A 24,954-nucleotide genomic window follows, 5' to 3' on the forward strand; every position below is an offset into this window, starting at 1 on the left:
CCGGCGTCGACCATGGCAGGGTCGACGCCGGTCGGCAGCACCGAGCTCCTTACTTTCCGGCCGTCGAGACGGATCGGCGTTCCAGCCCCTTCCGGTCGTAGAAGCTTGTCGCCGCCAAGCCGATGACGAGGCCGATCAGCAGTCCGAGCAGGGCCATCCACACCCCTTGCGCCAAGCCCGAGTTCGCGCGGGCGTCGTAGTAGAGGATCGCCCGGACCGCGATGAAGATCTGGTGCATCGGCTCGAAGGTCGACAACCACTCCATGGCTCGCGGCGTTGCCTCGATCGGCACGGTTCCCCCCGCGGACGGCAATCCGAGGACGATGAACACGATGAGGTTGACCAGCAGACCGGCCGCGCCGAAGATCGCCAGGATGGACAGCGCGGTCACGCCGACCGCCACAATCGCGAGGATCCCGTAGAGGAACAGCATCGGCGCACGCTGGATCGACATCCCGAGCAGGGTCGCGACGGCCAGGTATATGCCGGACACCACCGGCGCGACGGCCACCAGGATGCCCCATTTGAGCAGCAGCGTTCGCACGCGCGAGATCGGCGTCGGCGGGTAGTGGACATACCAGGGCCCGTATTCGGTCGGCGCGAATCCCAGTGACGAGTCCACCATCGAGTGGATGATCATCGCGCCGGTGAATCCCGCGAGAAGTAGCAGCAGCGTGTAGAAGAACGCCGACAATCCCCCACCGGCGCCGTCGGGCAGGGTGCGGAACGGCACGACCACGACCGAGATGGGTTCGGCCAGACCGAGGCGGCTCACGCCGGAGAGCTGGGTGGCGGGCGCATCCGAGGCCGACTGGAGCTCACCCTGGACCTGATCGAGCAGCTGGGCGCCCACCTCCCGATTGGCCGCGTCGGTCGCCTGGGTGGTGATGCGCAGCAGAATCTGCGTCGCGTAGGCCCCGGCGGCCGGGTTCGTTTCGACGGTGATGACGGGCCGCTCGACATCGCCGGGCACGATGCTGGCCGTGCCCAGGATCGACAGACGCTTGGTGAAGTCGCTCGGGATGACGACGGCGCCGTAGATGGTGCCGTTCAGCATCTCCCGATGCAGCTCCGGCAGTCCCATCTGCCGTAGGTCGACCTTGTCGGCGGGAATCTGCTGTGCCATCGAGGCCGCGATCTGGTCACCCACGTTGACCTGCTGACCTCCCACCACGTCGCCGACGTCGAGGTTGACCAGCCCCACCGGGAAGTCGTGCAGGTTCTTCTCCGGGTCGACGATGTACCCCAGATACATGGTGGCCAGCAACGCCGCGAGCACCGCGAGCACCGCGCTGGGGCGCAGACACCTCGCCAGGTCTTTACCGGTGATCGCCATGCAACCGCTCCTTTGCTGACAGTTCGGCAACTTCGTCGCTACCCACCCGCCTGATCATCGACCACCACCTGATCGCAGGTCAAGCAATTCTGATGAAACAATCAGCATGTGTCGCCGGACGCCGGGAGAGCAGCGCTGCCACCGCGGAGTTCGACCCGGATCCCCGCGTCGGTCACGGTCACGGACTGCGGCCGCAGCCCCAGCGGATAGTCGCGAAGACTCTCCGTCAGCAGGTCGGCGATCTCCGCCGCGAGCTGCGGAGGAACACCACGGGAGGACACGATCTCGACGCGGATCACACCGTTGTCGATGTAGGGACGCAGCCGCACCGACACCACGCCGACGACCCCCGTGACATCGACCGTGCCGTCGGCGGCCGATGTCCTGACGTCGCCGGCCAGGCCGTGCAGCGTTCGCTCGATCGCACCGGTGCTCCAGTCCACCCGCGCCTCGGAGCTGGCCACAGCGGCCGAGCCGTCACCCTCTGCCATCGAGACGTCATGCAGCGTGGCATGGACCGCCATATCGACAGCGGGGCCGAACTGCGCGTCGTCGCTGTCGACGGTCAGCTCCGGGATCCGCCGGTCGATCAGGCTCAGCACGACGGGGCGCAGACCGAGGTCCACCTCCACCGAGGAGCCGAGGTCGTCGCGCAGACCGGTAGTCAGGCAGCTCTCGATGCGGTTTCGCAGATACAGCTCGGCGGACGCGATCCCGATCGTCGCCAGCACGAGTGCGACCACGAGTCCGATCACGGTGCCGCGCGCGACTCGTCGCCGTGCGCTCCGGGCCGGAGCCTGATCACGATCGACGGAATCCAGCTCTCGCAGCTTCATACATCCTTCTCCAGACTCCCCGAGCGAATCCCGGGGAACGACATGCCCTCCCGAACGTTATTGACGAATTCATCATAGCTGACCACAATTAGCAAGGTTGGTGATGTCGCCCACCTACCTGCCGGAATCCGGGCAGGCGATCTCGACAGCGAGCCGCAGGCCACCGAGTCCGCTGGGAATCAGCCGCGCCCGGCCACCGTGCAGTTCGGCCTGTTGCGCGACCAGCGAGAGCCCCAGACCCGACCCTTCCCGCGCGGCGCCGGTGCCACGTCGGAACCGGGCGAACACCGCTGCCAGCTCGTCCTCGGGCAGACCGGAACCGTTGTCGTCGACCGCCAGCACCACCCGCTGCCCGGCCCGCCGCACCGAGATCTCGATCCGGGTGGCTCGACCGTGGCGGACCGCATTGGTGATCGCGTTGTCGAGGATCAGCCGGACCCCGGGCGGCGAGCAGCGGCAGTCCACTCGTTCGTCACCGGTGACGACCAGCTGGATCTCCGGATGCAGGCGTGCCGCGTCCGCGACCGCCAGGTAGGCGAGCTCGACGAGGTCGGCCGGTTCGTTCGCGTGCTCGGAGGTGAGTTCACCAGCGGCCAGCAGTTCCAATGCCACCAGCGTCGATTCCACCCGGCGGTGCTTTCGCAGCGCGTCGCCGAGGATCTCCGCGCGCGCTTCGGGTCCCATCTCGACACCACGCGCGATCTCGATATCGGTGCGGATCGCGGTAAGCGGGGTTCGCAGCTCATGGGCGGCCGAGTTCGCGAAGGTCCTGGCGGTCTCGAGCGCCGACATCGTCCGCTGCTGCGAGGAATCGATGCGCGCGAGCATCGACCGGACAGCGGTGGTGAGTTGTTCGGCTTCCCGGATCCGGAACCACCCACCCGCCTCGGGGAGCCGCTCACCCGCATCGATCCGGCGGGTCAGCTCGACCAGCGGCCGGATCGCCCGGCCACCGAGTATCCAGCCCAGACCCGATGCCACGGCGATCGCCGCCGCGCCGGCGAGGAGCACATGCCGACGCTGCTCACGGGTCACCGATTCCGCCGCGGACAACGGCGCGGCGACCGACACCGAGTGCGGGCCGATGGCCGACCGCTCCACCTCCATCGTCTTGACGCGGTATCCGGCATCGGCCATGACCACTGTCTGATGCCCCTCGGGGAGCCGCGGAAGCTCGGTGGACGTGCTCGCCAGCACGGTGCCGTCGTGACGGAGGGTGATCGCGGCGACGCCACCGTCACTCAACCGGCCGATGAACAGCTGGGCTGTACCGACATTGGCTTCGACCAACCCGGTCATGAGGTCCAGCTGTTCATCGACATGCCGGATGTTGTTCCGCTCGATGGCGACGAACAGGAAGACCGCCAGCACTCCGACGACCAGGGTGGTCCCCGTCGCGGCGGCCACCGCCACTCGCGTTCGCAGCGAGAGCATCGCGTTCACGCCCCCTCCTCCCGGAGGACGAACCCGACCGCACGCACCGTGTGCAGGAGGCGAGGCGCGCCGTCGGCCTCGAGCTTGCGGCGAAGATGGCCGACGACGACGTCCACGACATTCGTCTGCGGCCGAAAGTCGTAGCCCCACACCGTCTCCAGCAACCGATCACGCGTCACGACCGAGCCGCGGTGGACGGCCAGCATGCTGATCACCTCGAATTCCCGGCGGGTCAGCGGGACTTCCCGGCCGTGCACCGATACCAGCCGTGCCGGGAAGTCGATGCGCAGCGCACCCACGGTGACCGATTCCTGCGCGGCACTCCACCCGCTACCGCGGCGGCGGAGCAGGGCGTGCAACCGCGCGGTCAGCTCGGCGAAGTCGAACGGCTTGGTCAGGTAGTCGTCGGCGCCGAGCTCCAGACCCTCGACTCGATCGGTCACCCGGGTGCGGCCGCTCAGCACACAGATGGGGATATCGCTGCCCGATGCCCGCAGCGCGGTGATGAAGGCCAAACCGTCCAGGCCCGGCATCTCGATGTCGAGTACCACGACGTCGGGCAGGTACGTGCGGGTCGCCGACAACGCCGCCGCGCCCTCGGCCGCGACGCACACCCCGAATCCGTGCAATCGCAGGCCGCGTGCCAGCGATTCCCGCACATCGACGTCGTCGTCGACGATCAGCACCGTCCCGCGCGCACCGGCCTCCGCGCCGATCTCGTCGGCGTTCGCCTCGCGCATCGGCGTCGTGGTCGCCATGTTCATCCGAAGCCCCTTTCTCTGCTGGTCGGACACGTTTCCTGTCGGAGGTCTACCGATTGCTTGAGAGTTCCCTGACGACGATTGACTGATCAGATCATCATGCGTGACGGTTTATACCAGCAGTGAGCGTCGCCGCCGATGACGCCGGTCACGCTCCTGCCACGACCAGCCACCGATGCAGACGACGAAGGAGCAGACAGGTGCGGATCACCGTGCACGCCGCGGCCATCGCGGCCGGTACAGCCATTGCGCTCACCACCGGCACCGCCCTCCCCGGCACGACCGCGAGCAGCGCCGGAGCCGACTTCGGCTGCCCCGCCGTCTACGTCGTCGCGATACCGGGCACGTGGGAAACCGGACCGACACGGCACACCAGCGGTCCCGGCATGCTCGCCGGTGTCACCGACGGTCTGCCCGCGAGCGAACAGGTCGCTTACGTCGACTACCCCGCGACCGCCTTCCCCTGGGAGGGCAAGGTGTACGGCGCATCACAGAAGACCGCCGTCGACACCGCACGGGAGATGGTGCGCACCACCGCGGAGCGCTGCGCGAACACGAACTTCGCCTTGGTCGGATACAGCCAGGGCGCCGACGCCGCCGGTGACCTGGCCGCAGAGATCGGGCGGGGTCACGGCGTGGTGTCGCCGGATCGGCTGTCAGCGGTCGGCTTGCTCTCCGATCCACAGCGGTCCCAGGCCGACGCCCAGGTAGGCCCGCTCGCCGTCGGCGTCGGCGTGCGCGGGGCCCGACCGGGCGGGTTCGGGTCGATCACGTCCCGGGTCCGCACGATCTGCGCGGTCGGCGACCTCTACTGCTCCACCGACGACGAGGACTTCATCGTCGCCGTCGCCGCCGGCTTGGCCGCCGTCTCCGACGATCACCCCGACGATCTCCCCCTCTACCGAACCAGAGCAGCCGACATGCTGGCCGCCCTGCGATCCGCCGACGAGCAAGGCGAGCTCAGCGAACAGACCCGCAACGAACGGGCACGTCAGCTCGCGCACTTCTACGGATCCGGAACGCACATGTCCTACGGGAGCTATCCGGTAGGCGGCGGTCAGACCGCCGTGTCGTGGCTGCACCACTGGCTCGCCGCTCTCGGCTGAGCCACCGCCCAGACCCGCCCGGGAATCTCCCTCACCAGAAAGAGCACCAATGCGCATCACACACCTGACAGCCGTTTCCGCGGTCCTGATCGGCGCGCTCGCCGCCGGCATCGGCACCGCCCATGCCGCTCCGCCCGAAGAACTCGGCGTCGTGCATTACACGACGACCACGACCGACACGAACACCCTCATCCAGATCGACGCGGGCTCCCTGGTCGTCGAGGACGGCGCCCTGAAGGTGAAGGCGCCGGACGGCAAAGTCCTCGCGGGCACCGAACTGCGTTTCCGCGTCGACGAATTCGTCTTCCCCATCGAGGCGGAGATCACGGAGCGGACCGCGACCCTGACTCCGCAGTTCACCCTCGACAAGGCCCAGTATCAGCCGGTCGCGCTGCCGTACGAGGACCAGGCCACCTGGAAGAACGACTACGACCGCGAGAAGGACGCGTGGAGCCGGATGACCAGCACCATCGGGCTCGGCGCCTCGATCGGGGCGATGGTCGGCGGCATCGGCGGCGCGGCCGTCGGCTGCGTGATCGGTGGCGCGACCGGCGCTTCCCTGACCGGCGCGCTCGCCACCATGTTCAGCGGACTGCCCGCCGACGTTCAGGGCTGCATCGCGGGCGTCGCGGCAGGCGGCTTCCTCGGCGTGCTGGCGGGCCAGCTCCTGATCGCCGCACCGGTGGCGATCTTCGCCGCGGCCCAGTACTTCACCACGATCAACCAGCCGTCGGTCCAGAGCGGACAGCAGCAGAAGAGCGAGCAGCAGGCGAAGTAGCGACCCGAAGCCCGGTCGGCCGGGCCGACGGCGTCGTCGTCCCGGCCGACCGCTCCAGACCCATGATCACCGGTTCGATGAAGAGATAGATCGCATCTGATACTTTCATCAGCGATTGGCGCATCGCTTCGCTCGATCAGCTCGATCGAGCACTCCCCACCACGTGGCGCCGTCCGCCGCGGATTCCGTTCGTGCCGACCCGGCCGGGTGTGGATCCGCGATGCGACCGAACCGATCGAAAGGAAGAACGTACTCGTGAAGGAATCCGACACCCCGTCGCGCGCCGGCGTGAGCCGCCGCCGCATGCTCGGTGGCGCCGTCGCAGGCACCCTCGGAGTAGCCGCGGCGACAGCACTGCCCCTCGGCTCGTCGACGCAGTTCGGCGCGGCGGGAACGGCCCGCGCCCAGTACGCCGCACCCACCGGCACCTACCGCATCGACCTGCACACGCACGTGCTGCCGCCGGATTACCGCGCGGCGCTGCTGTCGCACGGGCACTTCACCGTCGGCGGCTACCCCACACCCGAGTGGTCGCCCGAGTCCGCGATGCAGTTCATGGACTACTACGGCATCCAGGCCCAGGCCCTGTCGGTCTCCGACCCCGGCGTCGGGTTCCTTGCCCCAGGCAAGGAAGCCAACGACATGGCCCGCTACTGCAACGAGTACGTCGCCGGGCTCACCCGCCAGTACCCCACGCGCTTCGGCTCGTTCGCGGTGCTGCCCATGCCCGACATCGCCGCCTCGGTCGCCGAGGCGATCCACGCCCTGGATGTCCTGCACGCCGACGGCATCGTGCTGCTGTCCGCCTACCAGGGCGTCTACCTGGGCGACCCGCGCTACGAGCCCTTGATGATGGCGCTCAACCAGCGCAACGCCTACGTGTTCGTGCACCCCGCCGCGATCGCGGACGACGCCAAGCCCAGCCTGCCCCTGCCCGACTTCCTCATCGAGTACACCTTCGACACGACCCGGGCCGCGACGATGATGATGCTGACCGGTGTCACCAAGCGCTACCCCAACATCCGGTTCCAGCTCTCCCACGCGGGCGGCACGCTGCCGTTCCTGTCCTGGCGCGTCGGCGTCGCCTCCGAAACCACGGTCGGCGAGAACTGGCCCGAGGGTCTGGAAAAACCGTCCCTGCTCGACGCGAAGACGCAGATCTCGCGCTTCTTCTACGACACCGCGCTGAGCGGATCCAGCGCCGCGATGTCCGCGGTGTCGGCCGTGACGAGCCGCGATCACATCGTCTTCGGCTCCGACTGGCCCTTCAGCGCGACCACCCTGCCGCAGTCCGGCACCCACGACCCCGCTCCCGGACTCAGCGAGATCTTCGACGCCGAGCAGCGCATGGAGGTCGAGCATCACGCCCCGCTGCGACAGCTTCCCAGGCTGGCCGCGGCGATCAACGCGGGCTGACTCGGCGGCCCGCCGGGCGCGCGCCACTCAGTGCGCCCGGCGGTTTCCGAGCCGAAGTCGAGGAAAACTCCATCACCATCGATTCGTTCGCGGAGGGGTCGTGCCGACAATTCTCATCACCGGCGCAACATCAGGTATCGGCCTGGAGTGCGCCACCCAACTCGCTCCCGGCGCGCATCTGGTAATGGTCGGCCGCGACCAGGCCCGGCTGGACGCCGCGTCAGCGCGAGTCCGCGCGGCGGGCGCTGCCCGGACAGATGTGCTCCAAGCCGACTTCTCGTCGCTGGCGTCCGTACGATCGCTCGCGACGACCGTCCGTAGCCGTTATGACACCCTCGATGTCCTGATCAACAACGCGGGCGCGGTCTTCGCCGCGCGCACCCTGACCGTGGACGGCCACGAAGCGACCCTCGCGGTCAATCACCTCGCCCCCTATCTCTTCACGGAGTCGGTGAAACCGCTGCTGCGGTCCGCGGGATCGGCCCGGATCGTGATCACGGCGTCCACCGCGCACTATCGCGGGGAGATCGACTTCGACGATCTCCCGCACCGGCACGGATACTCGATCGTGACGGCGTATGCGCGATCCAAGCTCGCCAACGTCATGTACGCCCGCAGCCTCGCCGCGGAACTCGAAGGGTCCGGGGTGACTGTCAATGCCGTGCACCCGGGAATGGTGGCCACCGGCATATGGAACAAGGCGCCCTGGTTCGCCAGACCGATCGTGGCGGTGGTCAAGCGCGTCCACATGATCCCCGCCGCCGACGGGGCCCGCCGGCTCACCGAACTGGCCACCGATCCCGCCTTCGCCGGCGTGACGGGAGGCTATTTCGAGGACGGCGAGCTGCGTCTGCCCTCGGCGGCGGCGCAGGACCCGTCCCTGGGGCAACGTCTGCGCACGGCCAGTGACCGGCTGGTCGGCCTGCCCTCGTGACGGAGTCCCGCGCAGCGGTGACAGCCTCGGAACCGATCCTCGTGGTCGACGACGACGAGAACATTCGCGAGTCGCTCGAACGCGGGCTGACGCTCCTCGGCTTCGAGGTGCGGACAGCAGCCGACGGGGTCGAGGCGCTGCACGCATGCAGAAACCACCGGCCCGCTGCGATCGTCCTCGACCTGCAGATGCCGAATCTCGACGGCCTGGGGGTGATCCGCGCGCTGCGTGCGCTCGGCAATGACGTGCCCATCTGTATTCTCAGCGCGCGAACCAGTCTCACCGAGCGGGTGGCGGGCCTCGAGGCCGGCGCGGACGACTACCTCGTGAAACCGTTCGTCCTCGAGGAACTCACCGCGCGCCTGCGCGCGGTACTGCGACGTACCCGCGGTCCACACGCTGCCGACGCGCCCGCCGTCGACATCGGCCCGCTGCGGATCAGCGACTCGGCTCGACGCGTCACGATCGCGGGCAGGGAAGTCACCCTGACCCGGCGTGAGTACGACCTGTTGCATATTCTCGCTCTGCACCGCGGTCGGATCTTGAGCCGCGAACAGCTCCTCGAACTGGTGTGGGGATATAACTTCCCCACCCAGAGCAACGTGGTCGAGGTTTTCATCTCCCACCTCCGGCGGAAATTGGAATTCGGCGACCACGGTCGGCTGATCCACACCGTCCACGGCGCCGGATACGTCCTGAGAAACGACCTGGATTAAATTTGCCTCAGAATCCGGCGAGAAGAATCTTCATATCTCCGCCATAGGATCCGAGTCGAGCCGGGCGTCGCCCGGCCGATCGGTCCTGCGACTGTGTCCGATCACTCCTCATGGAAAGAGAAGAAGCGTTGATCGCGCTCGCCCGAATGACATTGTGGCTGTCCCTGTTCTCTTCGCTCGCAGTGCTTCTCGTCTACACGACGGTGCCGCGGGCGAACGCGGCCTTCGATCCGGCCGGCGTCGACTTCTGGGTCGACTCCGACATGGGTCCCGTCAAGAGCCGGGTATTCCGCGCAGCGGACGGAAATACGCAGCGCGTGGTATATGCCCTCGACGGTATGTGGGCGCGCGAGGACCTCAACGGGTGGGAAATCGAAACGGATATCGCTCGCACGCTGACCGCGCACAATATCAACGTGGTGCTGCCGATCGGCGGACAGTCCAGCTTCTACATGGATTGGGACCGCCCGTCGGATCTTCCGGAAACCTCGCCGTCCGACATCGCGGACAAGTCCGCGGCCGTCCCGGAGACCGGCCCCGGCAAGTCCTACACCTACACCTGGGAAACGCTGCTGACCCGGGTGCTGCCGGCCGCGCTCGACGAACGCCTCGGCCTGTCCCCGGTCCGCAACGGCGTGGTGGGACTCTCGATGGGCGGCAGCGCCGCGCTCGCGCTCGCGGCCCATCACCCGAACCAGTTCAGCTATGCCGCATCGCTGTCCGGATATCTCACCCCGTCGGCACCCGGCATGCGCGGCGCCATCGCCGCCGCGATGGCCAAGGCCGGCGGATACAACATCGCCTGCATGATCAGTTCGCCGACCTCGGACAAATGGGAACGGATGGATCCCATGTTCTTGGCTCCCGACCTGATCAAGAACGGGACCCGGCTGTGGGTGTCGGCCGCGACCGGAGTGCCGACCGAGACGGGCGAACCGAGCAAGGCGGCCGCGGAGGGATCCGCGCTCGAGACTCTCTCCCTGAGCAACTCGCGATCGTTCCAGGCGCGAATGACGACGCTGGGAGCGTCCACCGTGACCTACGACTTCCCGCCCGCCGGTGTCCACGCCTGGCCGTACTGGGAAGCCCAGGTGGGCAAGATGCTCCCGACCCTGTCCGGCGCCATCGGCTGAGCCGTTCGTGTCCGATTCAGATCTCGGGCAGGGCGCGGCGGCTGATGTCGTGTGCCTCGTCAGCGCTCACTCCGAGCATCCGCAGCAGGTCTTCGGCCACCTGGTCGACCGCCATCGAGTCGTCGCGGGCCGGCTGTTCGTGCAGCAACTGCCCGAGGCACAGCGCGGCGCCCGACACGATCACCAGCGCGAGTTCCGCGTCGCGCACTACGAAACGACCCGCGCGCACCCCTGATTCGATGTCGCGGCGCGCTCGCGCGGCCACGCCCTTGTCCGACCCCGCGTAGACGAGCCCCTCCGCGAGCAGAACCTTGCTCGCGGTGGGTTCACGCCGATGGAACCGACCCGCCAGGCGGAAGCTCTGCGCGAAGACATGCGCCGGATCATCGATCCCGGCCGTCAGCTCATCCAGCGTTCCCCCGAGCCGGTCGAGAACCTCACCCACCGCCACCTGCAGCAGTTCCTCCCGGCTGGAGAAATGGTTGTAGAACGATCCCATGCCGACGTCGGCCGCCTGAGTGATCTCCAAGATGGGGGCGTTGAGCCGCCCCTGGGCAATGAAGACCTGCGCCGCCGCTACGAGCGCGGCGCGGGTTCGCGCTTTCCGCCGCTCCAGACGATTGGTACCCGCAGCGTCATCCATCGCACCCTCCACATCCGATCCGTCGACGCGGACATCGCATCAATGATGGCTATCTCATACTTGACGCTATCATCCAATCGGTCTTGACTGATCACTACGTCTTGAATGATGATATCGTCAGTTAAGCGTTAGGAGTCACGGATGCACGGCCATCGCGACGCACACGCGGGAGTCCACAGCGAACTCGGCGCACTGCCCGGCGAACACCCCGGCAGACACCAGAATCCCGTCATCAAGGTCCTCGACCTCGCCTGGCTGGAATTCGAGAAGCCCGACCTGGAACGCGCCGAGACCTTCGCCCACGCGTTCGGCTTCCGCACCGCGTATCGGGACCAGCACGAACTGCACCTCCGGGGCGCCCACACCGGGGCTCCGTGTGTCCGGATCCGCCGTGGCGGCACCTCACGGTTCACCGGCCCCGTCTTTCACGCAGCCGATCCCACCGATCTCGAGCGCCTGGCGACAGCCCTCGACACCAGACCGTTCCCGCTGCCCGAATCACTCGGTGGCCGGGCGGTCGCCACGACGGACCCCAGCGGGCTCCGGGTGCGTGTGGTCGCCGAGACACATCCACTCGATCCGATACCGACCCCTGCCCCACTGGACTGGAACCGAGGGGACGAGGCGACACGAATCAACCGGCCACAGCGGCCACCGCGCGAGCCGGCGCCGATCCAGCGACTCGGGCACGTCGTCGTGCAGACCACGCGATTCCGGCAGACCCTCGACTGGTACCTCCACTACCTGGGCCTCATCGTCAGCGATTTCCTCTACTACGCCGGGCAACGCGACCGTGGCCCGGTCATGAGCTTCATCCGCTGCGACCGCGGGTCGATCCCGACCGATCACCACACCCTCGCCCTGACCCTCGGACCGAGCAACCGGTACGTGCATTCGGCCTTCCAGGTCCCCGACCTGGACACCCTCGCGGCGGGCGGCGCCTACTTGCACGACCATGGCTATCACCATTCCTGGGGCATCGGCAGGCACGTCCAGGGCAGTCAGATCTTCGACTACTGGCGAGATCCGGACGGGTTCATGGTGGAGCATTTCAGCGACGGCGACCTGTTCGACAACACGGAGGCACCCGGCTGGGCGCCGATGACCGCCTCGGGTCTCGCACAGTGGGGACCACCGGCCACCGCCGACTTCCTGGGCATTGCACCCGGCCGACCCGCCGCGGCAGAACTCGGCGCGATATTCGGCGCACTCCGGGACGAGAACAACGAATTCGACCTCCGCCGCCTCGTCGGCCTGATGAAAGTAGCTCGCTCATGACCCACACCGTCCTCCGGACGATCGACGGCTGGTGGCTGCGCACCGACGCGGGCGCGGCCCGCATCGAGACCGGCGCCACCACCACCGCGGAACTGCTCGCCGACCGGGCCGCGATCGCCGATGCCGCCGACAATGCCGACCTGGTTCCGGCCCACGAACTCGTACCGCTGTCGCCGGTGACGGCCCCGTGCCGCGTGGTCGCCCAGATGACGAACTTCGCTTCCCACGTGCGGGATTCCGGTGGCGATCCCGATTCGGTGCCACTCACCTTCTTCCGGAAGGCATCGGGCTCGATCAGCGGGCCCCACGACGACGTCGTTCGTCCCAGCCATGTGCGGCTGCTGGACTACGAGGTCGAGATCGGGCTGGTGTTCGGTAGAGAACTGCCTGTCGGCACCGAGGTCGACGCCGGCAATCTCGCCGACTACATCGCCGGGCTCGTCGTCACCAACGACATCTCCGCGCGCGACGTGCAATTGCCGCAGACCCAGTACTACGAGGGCAAGTCGTATCCGACCTTCACCCCGACAGGGCCCGCGCTGGTGCTCCTGGAAGACGGCGAGCTGGAAAGGTTCGCCGACCTGCGGCTGCGGCTGTGGGTCAACGGCGACAAACGCCAGGACATGACCGTGGCCGACATGATCTACCGGCCGCTCGAGACGGTACGGGCGCTGTCCCGGTTCCAGCGCATGGACCCCGGCGACCTCCTGCTCACCGGTACACCCGTGGGGACCGCGATCAGCGCGCCGGCCAAGCCGGTGGAGATCCTCGGCGCGATGCTCCCACCGAAGCTCAAATGGAAGCTGTTCTTCGACCGCCAAGCCAAGAATCCGAGGTATCTCCAGGACGGTGACGTCGTCGAAGCGACGATCGGCACCGACGACGGAACCATCGACCTCGGCACGCAACGTACCACTGTGCGATACGCGCGATAGTCACCCGAACAGCACGTTCGGGCCGAAAATACGTGCCTCGGTGACAGATCCGGCCGTAGCCGCCATCATCACAAATCTGCGTACGAATCGGTACTGAATCTACGATCAGTTATGATTCTTGCGGCAACTCGAGGTGGAGGGCAGATGACAGCCGAACAGACCGCACCCACGCGTACCGATCGCCGCAGGGAACGCACGCGCAACGCCTTGCTCGGCGCCGCACGAAAGTTCCTGTCCGAAGGCCAGTCGGCGGTGAGCATCAAGGAGATCACCGATGCCGCCGACGTCGGTTTCGGCTCCTTCTACAACCATTTCGATTCCAAGGAACAGCTCTTCGACGAGGCCGTGCAGTCCGCATTGAAGGTCTACAACGAAATGCGCGACCACATCGTGGCCCGCTACGACGACCCCGCGGAGATCTTCGCTGTCAGCTTCCGGCTCACCGGGCGGCTGCAACGCCAACTCCCGGAAATGGTGCGCGTCGTCCTGCACTCCGGTATGGGAGTGATGCTGCGCGATCAGGGACTCGCGCCCAGCGCGCGCCACGACATCATCGCCGCCCAGGAGGCCGGGCGCTTCGAACCGATGGATCCCGACCTCGCCATCATGGCGGCGGGCGGGGCACTGCTCGGCCTGCTCCAGCTGCTCGACGCCAAACCCGACGCGGACGCGGCCGCACTCGCCGACGAGATGACCTATCGAGCCCTGCGCATGTTCGGCATGAACAAGCGGGCAGCGGAACGCCTGAGCTCCGCGCCGCTGCCAGAACTGCCCACCAACCCCGACCTGCCGCTGCAGACCGGGGCGTAGATCCGCTGAGGTCAGGCCCGCCGGGAGGCCGCCCGCGCGATCGCCCCGAAGGCGCGCCTGCGCAGCTCACGGCGAGTCCGCGTCAACAGCGGAGCAGGCGGCACGGCGGCCGGTACTCCACCGAATCGGGGCAGTAGCGCGGCGGCGTTGCCGTGCCGGATCGCGTCTCGATCGTCTGGGCCGACGCCGTCGAACTCCCCCAGTCCGGCATCGAACCAGGCCACCGCGGCCTGTGGCGCGAACGGCCAGTCACTGCCGTAGAGCACGTGACCGGGATCGGCGAAGGCCAGCAAGCTCGGCAGCGCCGCCGCGCTCGAGGACAGCGCGGTGTCGAAGTAGAAGCTCGCGAACTCCTCGAGCACCTCGATGGGACTGCGCCCGGTCTCGCTGAAGATCGCCAGCGCCATCCGGTGCGCGGCGTACGGCACGAACCCGCCGCCGTGGCTGAGGATGAACCGGATATTGGGATAGCGTCGGCGAATCTCGTTGCGGACGAGCAGGTACGCGGCGCGACTCGTGTCGAGCAGGAAGTCGGTGGCGAAGGGCGGGACTCCGTCGACGGTCGGTCCCGGCACATCCGCCGGATGTACGAACACCACGGCCGAACGCTCGTCGAGCACCCGGAACAGCGCGTCCTGGTCCGGCTGCCCGATGTACACGCCGCGCGCGTTGCTCAGCAGCACCACGCCGTCGGCGTCGAGGGTGTCCAGTGCCCGCGTCGCCTCCGCGGCGGCCGCATCCACGTCCGGCCACGGAACCGTCGCGAAGAAGCCGAAGCGGTCGGGCTCCTGGTCGGCGACGGCCGCGGAGAAGTCGTTCACGGCGCGGGCGAGGGTCGCGGCGTCGCCCGGATCGGCCAGAAAGCTGGTTCCCGGCGTCGACACCGACAGCACCGCGGCACCGATCCCGGATTCGTTCATCATCTCCCGGGCAGAGTCCACCGACCAGGCCGGTACCTCGCGTCCACCCGCGGCGCTGATCCCTTGGCTGAGCAGCGCCTCCCGATATACGGGCGGTATCAGGTGCTGGTGTACGTCGATCCGATCCATGAACAGCAGCTTCCTCTCGTCACCAAGGCGTACGTCACGTGACGCGCCCCTCAGCATGTATTGATAGCTTCATCATATATGAGTGATTGGTCATACGCACCCACCTGCTGCGGATTTCTGCAGCCGGCCCGGCAACGCCCGTCCACGGCGCGCCACTACAGGAGCTACCGCGTGGCGGCCCGTACCTTCTCCACGGCCGAGGTGAAGACGTCCTCGAACGCGCTCTCGCCGCCCCCGGCCAGATTCTCGGCGCGCACGACGATGGTCATGCCGCCGATGACGGCGCACCCGGTGGAGGAGCTCGTGGCCATGGCCTGCTGCCCAACCACATCGGAACGGACCGCGGTGTGGAATGCGATGGCACCCAGCGTATTCAGATCGCCGGGCGTGGACAGGGTCGAGATGTCCACGCGCGTGGTGCTCACTTCTCTGCCCAGTACCGATGCGGACACCGTCATCTGTCCACATCGGGTCAGGATGTCCGAGATCGAGGCCAGGTCTACGGCACTGCCGGAGATGACTTCCGTGAAGACGATGCCATCGACGGTCTGCGCGCCCGCGAACGACGCATTGCCGGTGAGCTGCTGCAGCTGATTCGCGAGGTCCTTTTGCGCCGAACCGCATTCCGCCGGCGTGACGGTCAACGGTCCGGCGGTGGTGCTCCAGTCGGCGATCCCCGCCGCGGTGGCGAATCCGTCGGCGATCCGGTCCTCCGATACCTCGACCGGGGAAGATCCAGCGGGCAGTTCACTCGACGTCAGCAGCAGCTGATCCCGCGCTTCGTCCGAGCTCGCTTGCGTGCCCGAGGTCAGCCCGGCGGTGCCGGCGGCGCAGCCCCCGACCAGCAACGCGGCGCAGACCACCGCGCCGGCCCGCCAGCCTTCAGTCCGTCGTCGTGCAGTCACGGTGTCCACTCCTTGTCACCGGTTGGGGTCGAATGCTTCGGTTCCGAGCACGAGGCGCAGTCCGGAGATTCCGGAATGCGCTCGCGCGTAGGCGAGTTCACGACTGATGTCGCCGATGTTGTTGACGATGGGGAGCCCGATGCCCAGCGTGGAGAGCGTGCCGACGGCCCGTCCTTCGCTGTCGAGGAAGGCGGCGCCGCTGTCGCCGGGGATGCCGGGGGTCGGCGATTTCAGCGCGTGGGACCAACCGCCGAGTAAGCTGTCATCCGCGAAGCTCTCGCCCCGCTGGGGCGACAGAGCCGTGAGACCCGCGCGCAAGCTCGAGTTCCCATAGCTGTAGACACGGTCCCCTGCGGGCGTCCCGGTGGTGTTGAGCCCGGTGGGGCCGCCCCAGTAGGGCAGGCTCGGGTTGACCTGATCGACGAGTGCGGGGTCGATCGCGATCAGCGCGAAGTCGTTGTACGCGCATGCGTTTCGATCCGCCTCACCGAGTTGCTGCATGGTCAGCCAGCTGCTGTAGGCCAGCCGGCCGGTACCGATGGTGGTCCCGGCGCCGCGGAGTGAGCCGTGGCGAGTGAACTGCACCGCGGTGTCGAGCGGCTGACTCGTGGCCTGACATCCGTCGGTTTCGGTGGACTCGCCCAAGGAGGCGCAATGCGCGGCCTGCCCGAGATAGACCCCACCGGTGTCGTCGACGAAGACATAGTTCGTCGTGCACTGCCCAGCTCCCTGCGTGTTCGACTGGATGCCGGGCGTCAAGACGGCGGAGCCGGCAGCCGCCCATCGATGGCCGGCGTCGCCGGGCGCGACCGCCTCCACCGGAACGGCACTCGTCGTGTCGCGCGGCGTTCCGGCCGTTGAACTTCCATCGCCCTGATGCGTCCCGCCGGGGACGGCGCATCCGGCGGCCAGCAGCGCGGCGGAGAGCACGACCCCGATCGCGGGCACGGTGACGAGGCGGCGCAGATTCGACATCCCAACCGCTCCTTCCTGATTCGATTCGCTCGGCGCGTACACAGACGTTCGCCGCAGCTATTCCGGAGTGGGTTGCCGGTGCGGCGCGAACAGCAGCGCGCCGATTCCCGCGACGGCGACGATGACGCCCACGGCGATCAACGACGCCGTGAGCCCGTCGATGAAGGCCGACCGCACCGCGTCGGCCAGCGCCGGGCCTTGCGGACCGATCAGACCCGCGACGTGGATACCGGCAGCCGGTGACGACTCCACCGCGTGCGCGGCTTCCGGCGGCAACTGGTCGATCGACGGCAATCCCGACTTGTAGTGACTCGCGAAGACCGAGCCCATCAGCGCGATGCCGACCGCGGAGCCGACTTCGCGAGTCGCGTCATTCATCGCCGAGGCGACGCCCTGCTGCTCGGTTCGCAATGATCCGACGATGACCGCGGTGCCGACGGTACTGGTCAGGCCGACGCCGAGTCCGGACACGATCAGACCGCCGAAGAACGGGAGGTAGCCGGAGTCGACCTCCAGGAACGACAGCGCGAGCATCCCGGCGGCCAGCAGCAACAGCCCGACACCCATGACCGCCTTGATCCCGGCCAAGCGCGTCAGCCGCGGAGTGAGAACACTCGTCGGCAGGACCACCACCGCGATCGGCACCAGCGCCAGGGCGCTCTTCAGCGGGCTGTAGCCCAGGATCAGCTGCAGGTACTGCAGTCCGACGAAGAAGAACCCGAAAACAGCCATGAACTGGACCAGGATCGTGATCGCGCCGGCCCGGAATCCCGGGATGCCGAACAGCCGGGGATCAAGCAGGGGGTGATTGTTGCGCAGCCCGAGAACCGCGTACAACGCCAACGCGACCGCGGATACCGCGAGGCTCGCGACCACGGGCCAGCTGGTCCAGCCCGCCTCGCTGCCCTCGATGATTCCGTAGACAAGGGCGCCGATCGCCACCGCGCTGGTCCATGCCCCCGGATGGTCGAGGGGATGCCGTTCCGCGTCCTTGGTGTCGGGCGCCAGGATCAGCGCCAGCAGCCCACCGAGCACGGCGACCACGGCACCGGCGACGAAGATCGAGCGCCAACTCCACTGCTCGAGCAGGAGTCCCGCGCCGAGCAGACCGATGATCGCGCCCGCTGCCGCGAATCCGGACCAGACCGCGACACCGCGCTCCCGGTGGTCGGCGGGAAAGGCCGCCGTGATGGTCGACAGCGTTCCGGGCATGATCATGGCGGCGCCGACGCCCATCACCGCGCGCCATCCGATGAGCAGTTCGGTCGTGTCGACCGAGGCGGCGGCCATGGACCCTATCGCGAAGACGATCGTGCCCCCGATCAGGATGTTCCGCCGGCCGAATCGGTCGCCGAGCGCACCGATCGGCAGGACGAGTGCGGCCAGAGCGACGGTGTAGGCGTCCGCGATCCAGGTCAACGACGTGGTGGACGCCGACAGGTCGACGGCCAGGTCCGGCATCGCGAGGTTGAGCGCCGACACCGAGGCGACGACCAGCACCAGGCAGGTGCACATCGCGACGAGGACACCCGCTGTGCCCGCGCGCCCGACCACCGAGGTGCCGGACTCTGCCGTGGGCGGTGACGCGGCTGGTTCGTACTCCATCTCTCCTCCTGACAGGGGGTGACAACCTTGAAGCAGGACGCGTGGTCGTCTCCGGAAAGCGGTTCGCTGAACAGGGTGTCCGGTCACCGATCCACCGAGCTCGCACTATCGGATCCGATGTGACTATTTCATCAATACTGACTCACTCGTTCACAAGATGCAACAACGCGACAGGCGCGAGTGGCGCGAATCATCCCCGCGGCGCCCCATTGGGCGAGTTGCAGTCAAATTTGATGAAGTCATCACCATGCCGCCACTGGGTACCTATCATTTGTGATCATCTCATCACTTCTCGTGCTCGAAGGGGGCCCGCTCATGGTGGCCAGAAACAGGACCAGGTTCCGATGGTTGTGCGTCGCGGTCGGACTGACCGTTGGCGCGCTCAGCGGCTGTTCGCCTGTGCCGACTCCTGCCACCGAGATCACGGCGGATTTCGAGAACATCGCAGGCATGTACGAGGGCAATGACGTCATGGTCCTGGGCCTGGCGGTCGGCAAGGTCGACAAGATCATTCCCAAGGGCACCTACGTCGAGGTCCACATGACCATCGATGGCGGGGTGAAGATCCCCAAGGAAGCGATCGCGGCGATCATCTCCCCCTCGATCGTGACCGACCGCCACATCGAGATCACCCCGCCCTTCACCGGTGGTGAGTCGATGAAGTCCGGTGAGCACCTGCCCAAGGCGCGCACCAGGACCCCGGTCGAGCTGGACACGATGATCAAGACCATCGACCAGTTCTCCGCCTCACTCGAGCCCGAGCCCGGTCAGGAAGGGCTCGGCCCGCTCTCGGGTCGCGTGCTCTACCCGGTCCTCAACGGCAACGGCCAGAAGATCCGCGAAACCCTCGACGCCCTGTCTTCGGCGTTGAAGATCGGTGTCGACAACAAGGACGCCATCTCCAACATCATCATCAAGCTCAACGAGCTGACGACGATGCTGGCCGACAACGACCAGTCGGTGCGCGACTTCAGCAACCGGGTCACCGCGATGTCGGGCCTGCTGGCCGAACAGGCTCCCGGCTTGCAAGCCACGCTGGATCAGCTGAATGCGTTCCTGGCCAACACCTCCACGATGTTCGGCGAGCACGCCGACGAACTGTCGACCTCGCTGACGGGGCTGACCAACGTCACCAACCAGCTGCGCGCCAACTCCGGCGCACTGATCGAGATCGTCGACCTCACACCGCTCCTGATGGAGAACATCGATCGCACAATGGACAAGGACGGAAGGTACTTTCGCCAGAACATCCGAATCGGATCTGCCCTGTCGGGCGAAATCATCAGTGTGTTCTGCGAGCGGGTCCAGATGAAGTCCGATGGCTGCCGCTCCGGGAACATGCAGGAGTTCGGCCCGGACTACGGACTCACCGCCGCACTCCTCGGGCTCACGAAGTAGTTCAGGCTGAGGAGCAACGACACTGTCCCCCGTTGACGATCCACGCGGGGGGTCCCGCCGGATGCGACGATGCCGGCCTGAGACGTGAGGAGGTCGCCGTCCGCGACGGACGCACCGACGTCCTCGCTGGCAACGCGCTGGCCCGAGCCGTGTTCGCGCCCCTGTTCGACAGCACCACCATCGACCGGCACGGCCACCCCGATATCGCCCGCTTCACCTTCCTCGACCCCCGCCTGCACCGCCACGGCCGCACCGCTGCGCGCCGAGGCCGGACGCGAACCGCGGCACCGCGCACAACCTGATCATCTCCACCACCGAACCCGGCACCGCATCCGAGGATCGGCTCGCGCTCCTCGCCAGCTGGGCAGCGACGCGATCCCCGACGACACCCGTCACGATCATGGACAGGAACACGAGTGTGAAGATCGTGACCGGCTCTTCTCCGGTGGCCATGGCGTAGGCAACCGTCAGGACCGCGCCGATGGCCGTCTTGTCGGACTCCGGGTACGGCACCCCTCTATCGATCGGCAAGCGATGGTGGTTCGCCTCACCGGCAACACGGGTGCAGGCACCCCGAACACCGCAGACCGAGGGCAAACCGCATCAGAGCGCAACCCGGCACACCGGGTTTCAGCGCAGATCACCAGGGCAACTGTCACGACAGCATTTGACTGATGCTTATATCGCATGTGATTCTCTCATCAATTGAAGGGAGTGAACGATGAAATACCAGCGGGACCGGCAGGAATCGAACGCGCAACGACCCCGCGCCGCCCGCTGCACAAGCACACAGGGTGGGCAGACACACACTCCGAGCCGCCACGACACACCTGCGCGCCCAGCCACATCGACTCGGCTGACGGGAATCCGCGCACGAGTGCTGGCCATCGTCCTCATCCCCAGCATCGTCTTCGCTACCGCGGTGATCGCGGTGGGCCTGCACCTCGTCCAGGAAAACCGCCAGAACCGGGCGTGGGCCGAACTCACCCTTCGAGCGGCGCCCCATGCGGTGGACTTCAGCGAGGCCATGCTGCAGGAGCGTCGACTTGCGATGGTTCACACCGCACACCCTTTACTCGGCTCCAGCGAGCTCAGTAGTCAACGCCTTCGCGTCGACGCCGCAGGCCGGGCACTACTGGAGGCTACGTCGTCGCTCAGCGAACTCACCACCGGAGCGTTCGACGAATCCGCATCCCAGCTGCGTGACACTGTCAGCCGACTCAGCTTCGTGCGCGCACGGACCGATCGGGGCACCTCGACAGTCGACGAGGTGTACCAGGCCTACAGCCTGCTCACCGCGACGGGAGCTACCGCGGTCGAGGCGCTGGTTCATAGAGCTCCCGACGTGGACAGCGCCATCGCCTTGACCACGACCGCGACATTGCTGCGCACCGCCGATGCCATCTCCGCGGCACACGCACTCGTCGCGGCCGCCGGAACCGAGACCGTGCTCGACCAGCCTGCCTTGCAGGCGTTCGCCACCAGGATCGGCGCCTACCATGCCAACCTGGACTCCCTCGCAAGCAAGGACGATCCCGCCGTCCAGCAAAAGGTCGCGCAGCTGACCGCCAGCCCGCAGTGGCGACAACTGGTCGAGTTCGAGAGCGCCTTGATCGCCAGAGGCGCTGCGCCCACTCCGACAGATCTCAGCCCGGACACCACTCGGTCGGATCGCGACGAGCCTACCCCGCCGTCGTCCGCCGATTCCGTGGCAGCGCAACAGATTCTGGAACTGATCGTGGGTGGCCTGTTGACGCTGTGGCGCACCAACTTCGCCGGTGTCCAACAGCGGGCGACCGACATCGCGGACGCCGCCGCGCGCACCTCCGCGCTGACCGTGCTCGGAGCGCTGGCACTCGCCGCGGTGACATTCGTTCTGACCTCATGGTTGGCGAGCGGACTCATTCGACGGCTGCGACGCCTTCGGCTGCACACATTGGCCGTCGCGGACACGGAGCTGCCGGCGATCCTGGCCCGGATCCGCGCCGGTGACGCGATCGATCTGGCCTCGGCACTGCCTCCGACGGACTTCGGTGACGATGAAATCGGGCAGCTGGCAGAGGCATTCGACACCGCACAGCGCGCAGCGGTGGCGGCAGCCATGGCCGAAGCCCGGACTCGCGGCGCGGTCAACGCGATCTTCTTGAACCTCGCACACCGCAGCCAAGCCATGGCGCACCGACAGCTCGAAGTTCTCGATGCCGCGGAAGCTCACGAAGAAGATCCGGAACGGATGGATCTGCTGTTCAAACTCGACCATCTGGCCACGCGCGAACGCCGCAACGCCGAGAACTTGATCATCCTCGGCGGTGAACGCCCCGGCCGGCAATGGCGATATCCGGTGATGCTCAGCGACGTCGTACAGGGCGCGATCACCGAGTCCAAGGACTACACGCGCGTCGAACTCACCCGCTTTCCCGATGTCTCGGTCAACGGCGATGTCGTCGCCGACATCATCCACTTGCTGGCCGAGCTGATCGAAAATGCAACCTCCTCCTCATCCGCGACCGCACTCGTCACTGTCTCGGGCAGCCTTGTCAGGGGCTGCGCCATGGTCGAGATCACTGATCAAGGGCGGGGAATGTCCCGGCAGGAGCTGAGCCGAGTCAACCGAATCCTCGACAGCGCGCCGGATTTCGGTCTCATGCAACTTTCGAGCGATGCCCGGATGGGGTTGATCGTGGTCTCGATCCTCGCCGGCCGCAACCAGATCAAGGTTCAGCTCACCGAGTCGGACCACGGTGGAGTCACAGCGACTGTGTTCATACCTTCCGCCCTGCTCGACGACAGATCCCTGTTCGAGCCCGTCGGGCGCCGTTGATCCATGCCAGACGAACTCAGAAGATTGCAAGGACCAAGGCCGCGCGACTTCATGGCACGCACGCGTGGCCGCCGCACCGACGGATAATCCTGAGCCGTTTGAGAGCAGTCAGTTCTTTGGGATCTGGCGGTGGCTTTCGAGAAACCGCGACGATGTCTTCGACATCTCCCCTCCACCACCGCCGGTGCGGTGAAGCATTCCGGCCACTTCCGCCGGCACTGGGCATACCGCGCCGCGTTGCTCGCGCGACATCCTTCCGTTGCCACGTCTGAGATTTCTGCAGCTACGCCAACGGTTCCTGGGCAACGCCGTTATCGGATTCGCGCAGCAGGCGGAACAGTGGTGCCTGTCCACCGGTCCGCCGGACAGGCTGTATCGGCCGCCGAGCGCTCCCAGGCCGGCAGCAGTGCGGTGAGTCCAGCGACGACGATGAGCGAGTCGACGGCGATCGAAACGAGCGCGATCGAATTTCCCCCGGGGGGAATGGCGACTACCACGCCGATGCCCGGTGCGAATCTGGCGACGAGGGCGATGTGCAGTGCTGCCGGACCCTCGCGGACCTCCTGCGCCAGGTTCCCACAGCGCCGATGCGGCCGGCCTGCACGCCTTCGGAGGCTGAACATCAGACCTCGGTGCTGCGGCACCGCAGGATCTGCACGGGGGTCAACCCCATCACAACGATCAGTTTTGATGATTCTATCTACAGTCGATGGAACTGTCTGAAATGATGTCTAGAGTATTTCGATCACCACCGCAGTCGCCATAAATCGGAGCTCGAAATGAAGCGCTCGACAATGATGTCGCGCCCGCGACGACAACTCGCCGCCACACTCACCGCCGTGATCGTCAGCACCGTGGTGGCCATGACCGATGTACAGACCGGTCCGGCGGCGGCATTGCCGATACCACCACCACCTGTCCCCGTTCGGACCTCCGACCCGCTCGGCACCCACCCCGTCGGGGTGCAGGTGTCCTCCTACACCTCCGGCGGGCGGCGATTGAGACTGACCACCTGGTACCCGGCTGTCGCCGATCCCGCTCCGCCGTATGTCACCCCGGGCGGCATCACCGGGACCGCGGTGCAGAACGGCGCCGCCGACCGCGCGGGCGGACCGTATCCACTGATCATGTTCTCTCCGGGTCTCGGGGCTCCCGGTGACGGCTACTACTTCTACGCCCAGAACTTGGCCAGTCATGGCTATGTCGTCGTGGGTATCGATCATGACGACGCCGAGGACGTGGTGCCGGGCCCGCGGCTTCCCGATCTGCCGACGGGCCTGCGGGCCATCGCGGAGCAGAATTCGAGCGACTCGGTGTTCTCCCTGTTCAGCGACTGGTTCCGGCGGACTCAATTCGCGATGACCTACCGACCCCAGCAGATTCGCGTCGCCCTCGACGAGGCACTCCGCCGCAACGACGACCCTGCCGAGGCGCTGAGCGGAATGATCGACCCGGACAGAATCGGCATGAGCGGCCATTCACTCGGCGCGGCCTACACGCTGCTCGGAGGCGGGATGACGATCCCGTGCGATCATCCGATCAGCGGCGAAGCCGCCGACTGGCAGAACTCACCGATCGTCCGCGTCGACCCGTGTGCGATGCCGGCGGCTCAGGCCATGACCGATCCTGCGGCGCTGCGGGATCCGCGCATCAAGGCAATCGTTCCGCTGGCGTCTCCGGTCTTCGTCGCCGACCCGTACATCCGCGAAGCGGCCGCGAACATCAGTATCCCGATGATGTTCCTCACCGGAGCCGATCCGTATCTGGAAGCGTCCCGGTCGCCACAGTGGCAGGTGTACGACGCGGCACAGGGGCCGAAATACTTCGTCGAGATCGCCGACACCGATCACTTCCTCGTCACGGATGTAGCCGCACTGAACCCCTACTTCAGTAGCGTTCAACTTCCCTGGGACAAAGCTGATTTCGCGGGCAAATCCGCCGTGTACATGCGGTATTCGGCCGCCTTCTTCGATCGGTATCTGAAGGGCGACGACACTGCGGAGGATGTTCTCCGGGCCCCTGCCACCGGAGTCGTCGCCGCCGTCCACTATCAAAACTGACGGCGCACAACCGGATCACGCCGCT

Annotated in this window: 22 protein-coding genes; 13 read left to right on the top strand and 9 right to left on the bottom strand. The window is 67.0% G+C overall.

The genetic code is table 11. The features are described 5' to 3' along the window. Positions 1–49: 49 nt before the first annotated feature. From ACFVW6_RS18850 to ACFVW6_RS18865, 4 genes are all read right to left on the bottom strand, one after another. Positions 50–1,336 (bottom strand): YhgE/Pip domain-containing protein, encoded by a 1,287-nt coding sequence (locus tag ACFVW6_RS18850; protein ID WP_378829194.1) that lies wholly within the window; start codon positions 1,334–1,336, stop codon positions 50–52. A gap of 101 nt (positions 1,337–1,437) precedes the next feature. Then, on the bottom strand, positions 1,438–2,172 hold the full coding sequence (locus ACFVW6_RS18855) for a DUF2993 domain-containing protein (RefSeq protein ID WP_387792220.1): 735 nt from the start codon (positions 2,170–2,172) through the stop codon (positions 1,438–1,440). Between the two features lie 114 nt (positions 2,173–2,286). After that, positions 2,287–3,606, bottom strand: a complete 1,320-nt coding sequence (locus ACFVW6_RS18860; protein WP_378829434.1) for a sensor histidine kinase — start codon at positions 3,604–3,606, stop codon at positions 2,287–2,289. A 5-nt stretch (positions 3,607–3,611) separates the two neighbouring features. After that, positions 3,612–4,346: a response regulator transcription factor gene (locus ACFVW6_RS18865; protein ID WP_378829437.1), complete on the bottom strand. Its 735-nt coding sequence runs from the start codon at positions 4,344–4,346 to the stop codon at positions 3,612–3,614. 221 nt (positions 4,347–4,567) lie between these two features. On the opposite strand from ACFVW6_RS18865, the gene ACFVW6_RS18870 reads away from it, so the two are divergent. The 6 genes from ACFVW6_RS18870 to ACFVW6_RS18895 all read left to right on the top strand — a co-directional run bounded on the left by ACFVW6_RS18870 (position 4,568) and on the right by ACFVW6_RS18895 (position 10,450). After that, positions 4,568–5,473, top strand: a complete 906-nt coding sequence (locus ACFVW6_RS18870; protein ID WP_378829198.1) for a cutinase family protein — start codon at positions 4,568–4,570, stop codon at positions 5,471–5,473. Between the two features lie 49 nt (positions 5,474–5,522). Next, complete coding sequence (locus tag ACFVW6_RS18875; protein ID WP_378829200.1) at positions 5,523–6,251, top strand: hypothetical protein; 729 nt, start codon at positions 5,523–5,525, stop codon at positions 6,249–6,251. Positions 6,252–6,506: 255 nt separating this feature from the next. Beyond that, a complete protein-coding gene (locus tag ACFVW6_RS18880) occupies positions 6,507–7,667 on the top strand; it encodes an amidohydrolase family protein (RefSeq protein ID WP_378829202.1) in 1,161 nt (386 codons plus the stop codon). A gap of 100 nt (positions 7,668–7,767) precedes the next feature. Further along, positions 7,768–8,601, top strand: coding sequence for an SDR family NAD(P)-dependent oxidoreductase (locus tag ACFVW6_RS18885; protein ID WP_378829204.1), 834 nt, complete (start codon positions 7,768–7,770; stop codon positions 8,599–8,601). A gap of 41 nt (positions 8,602–8,642) precedes the next feature. After that, positions 8,643–9,317 (top strand): response regulator transcription factor, encoded by a 675-nt coding sequence (locus ACFVW6_RS18890; protein ID WP_378829207.1) that lies wholly within the window; start codon positions 8,643–8,645, stop codon positions 9,315–9,317. 146 nt (positions 9,318–9,463) lie between these two features. Next, positions 9,464–10,450 (top strand): alpha/beta hydrolase, encoded by a 987-nt coding sequence (locus tag ACFVW6_RS18895; protein WP_378829209.1) that lies wholly within the window; start codon positions 9,464–9,466, stop codon positions 10,448–10,450. Between the two features lie 16 nt (positions 10,451–10,466). Here the strand turns inward: ACFVW6_RS18895 and ACFVW6_RS18900 are convergent, their stop codons facing one another. Beyond that, positions 10,467–11,093, bottom strand: a complete 627-nt coding sequence (locus ACFVW6_RS18900) for a TetR/AcrR family transcriptional regulator (RefSeq protein ID WP_378829211.1) — start codon at positions 11,091–11,093, stop codon at positions 10,467–10,469. A gap of 141 nt (positions 11,094–11,234) precedes the next feature. Between ACFVW6_RS18900 and ACFVW6_RS18905 the strand changes: the two genes are divergently transcribed. From ACFVW6_RS18905 to ACFVW6_RS18915, 3 genes are all read left to right on the top strand, one after another. Next, positions 11,235–12,371: a VOC family protein gene (locus ACFVW6_RS18905; RefSeq protein WP_378829213.1), complete on the top strand. Its 1,137-nt coding sequence runs from the start codon at positions 11,235–11,237 to the stop codon at positions 12,369–12,371. Further along, complete coding sequence (locus tag ACFVW6_RS18910; RefSeq protein ID WP_378829216.1) at positions 12,368–13,306, top strand: fumarylacetoacetate hydrolase family protein; 939 nt, start codon at positions 12,368–12,370, stop codon at positions 13,304–13,306. Before ACFVW6_RS18905 ends, ACFVW6_RS18910 begins: the two co-directional genes overlap by 4 nt. A 144-nt stretch (positions 13,307–13,450) precedes the next feature. Beyond that, positions 13,451–14,116, top strand: a complete 666-nt coding sequence (locus tag ACFVW6_RS18915; RefSeq protein WP_378829218.1) for a TetR/AcrR family transcriptional regulator — start codon at positions 13,451–13,453, stop codon at positions 14,114–14,116. An 11-nt stretch (positions 14,117–14,127) separates the two neighbouring features. On the opposite strand, the gene ACFVW6_RS18920 is transcribed toward ACFVW6_RS18915, so the two are convergent. From ACFVW6_RS18920 to ACFVW6_RS18935, 4 genes are all read right to left on the bottom strand, one after another. Further along, positions 14,128–15,165: an amidohydrolase family protein gene (locus ACFVW6_RS18920; protein ID WP_378829220.1), complete on the bottom strand. Its 1,038-nt coding sequence runs from the start codon at positions 15,163–15,165 to the stop codon at positions 14,128–14,130. Positions 15,166–15,329: 164 nt separating this feature from the next. After that, positions 15,330–16,079: a hypothetical protein gene (locus tag ACFVW6_RS18925; RefSeq protein WP_378829222.1), complete on the bottom strand. Its 750-nt coding sequence runs from the start codon at positions 16,077–16,079 to the stop codon at positions 15,330–15,332. Between the two features lie 6 nt (positions 16,080–16,085). Next, positions 16,086–17,045, bottom strand: coding sequence for a hypothetical protein (locus tag ACFVW6_RS18930; RefSeq protein ID WP_378829224.1), 960 nt, complete (start codon positions 17,043–17,045; stop codon positions 16,086–16,088). Between the two features lie 57 nt (positions 17,046–17,102). After that, on the bottom strand, positions 17,103–18,650 hold the full coding sequence (locus ACFVW6_RS18935) for an MFS transporter (protein ID WP_378829226.1): 1,548 nt from the start codon (positions 18,648–18,650) through the stop codon (positions 17,103–17,105). 315 nt (positions 18,651–18,965) lie between these two features. Here ACFVW6_RS18935 and ACFVW6_RS18940 point away from each other — a divergent pair, with 315 nt between their 5' ends. From ACFVW6_RS18940 to ACFVW6_RS18955, 4 genes are all read left to right on the top strand, one after another. Further along, entirely contained in the window at positions 18,966–20,048 is a 1,083-nt protein-coding gene (locus ACFVW6_RS18940; protein ID WP_378829228.1) for an MCE family protein, read from the top strand. 32 nt (positions 20,049–20,080) lie between these two features. Continuing rightward, positions 20,081–20,350, top strand: coding sequence for a hypothetical protein (locus ACFVW6_RS18945; RefSeq protein WP_378829231.1), 270 nt, complete (start codon positions 20,081–20,083; stop codon positions 20,348–20,350). Between the two features lie 575 nt (positions 20,351–20,925). Beyond that, positions 20,926–22,869, top strand: a complete 1,944-nt coding sequence (locus ACFVW6_RS18950; RefSeq protein WP_378829233.1) for a nitrate- and nitrite sensing domain-containing protein — start codon at positions 20,926–20,928, stop codon at positions 22,867–22,869. Positions 22,870–23,708: 839 nt separating this feature from the next. Continuing rightward, complete coding sequence (locus ACFVW6_RS18955; protein WP_378829235.1) at positions 23,709–24,929, top strand: alpha/beta hydrolase family protein; 1,221 nt, start codon at positions 23,709–23,711, stop codon at positions 24,927–24,929. The last annotated feature ends 25 nt before the right edge of the window (positions 24,930–24,954 follow it).

This window comes from Nocardia sp. NPDC058244, assembly GCF_042882065.1.
Taxonomy (GTDB): Bacteria; Actinomycetota; Actinomycetes; order Mycobacteriales; family Mycobacteriaceae; genus Nocardia.

Coding starts and splice junctions, on each gene's coding strand:
- ACFVW6_RS18850 (WP_378829194.1), bottom strand. CDS start 1,336: ATGGCGATCACCGGTAAAGACCTGGCGAGGTGTCTGCGCCCCAGCGCG.
- ACFVW6_RS18855 (WP_387792220.1), bottom strand. CDS start 2,172: ATGAAGCTGCGAGAGCTGGATTCCGTCGATCGTGATCAGGCTCCGGCC.
- ACFVW6_RS18860 (WP_378829434.1), bottom strand. CDS start 3,606: ATGCTCTCGCTGCGAACGCGAGTGGCGGTGGCCGCCGCGACGGGGACC.
- ACFVW6_RS18865 (WP_378829437.1), bottom strand. CDS start 4,346: ATGCGCGAGGCGAACGCCGACGAGATCGGCGCGGAGGCCGGTGCGCGC.
- ACFVW6_RS18875 (WP_378829200.1), top strand. CDS start 5,523: ATGCGCATCACACACCTGACAGCCGTTTCCGCGGTCCTGATCGGCGCG.
- ACFVW6_RS18895 (WP_378829209.1), top strand. CDS start 9,464: ATGACATTGTGGCTGTCCCTGTTCTCTTCGCTCGCAGTGCTTCTCGTC.
- ACFVW6_RS18900 (WP_378829211.1), bottom strand. CDS start 11,093: ATGGATGACGCTGCGGGTACCAATCGTCTGGAGCGGCGGAAAGCGCGA.
- ACFVW6_RS18905 (WP_378829213.1), top strand. CDS start 11,235: ATGCACGGCCATCGCGACGCACACGCGGGAGTCCACAGCGAACTCGGC.
- ACFVW6_RS18910 (WP_378829216.1), top strand. CDS start 12,368: ATGACCCACACCGTCCTCCGGACGATCGACGGCTGGTGGCTGCGCACC.
- ACFVW6_RS18915 (WP_378829218.1), top strand. CDS start 13,451: ATGACAGCCGAACAGACCGCACCCACGCGTACCGATCGCCGCAGGGAA.
- ACFVW6_RS18920 (WP_378829220.1), bottom strand. CDS start 15,165: ATGGATCGGATCGACGTACACCAGCACCTGATACCGCCCGTATATCGG.
- ACFVW6_RS18930 (WP_378829224.1), bottom strand. CDS start 17,045: ATGTCGAATCTGCGCCGCCTCGTCACCGTGCCCGCGATCGGGGTCGTG.
- ACFVW6_RS18935 (WP_378829226.1), bottom strand. CDS start 18,650: ATGGAGTACGAACCAGCCGCGTCACCGCCCACGGCAGAGTCCGGCACC.
- ACFVW6_RS18940 (WP_378829228.1), top strand. CDS start 18,966: ATGGTGGCCAGAAACAGGACCAGGTTCCGATGGTTGTGCGTCGCGGTC.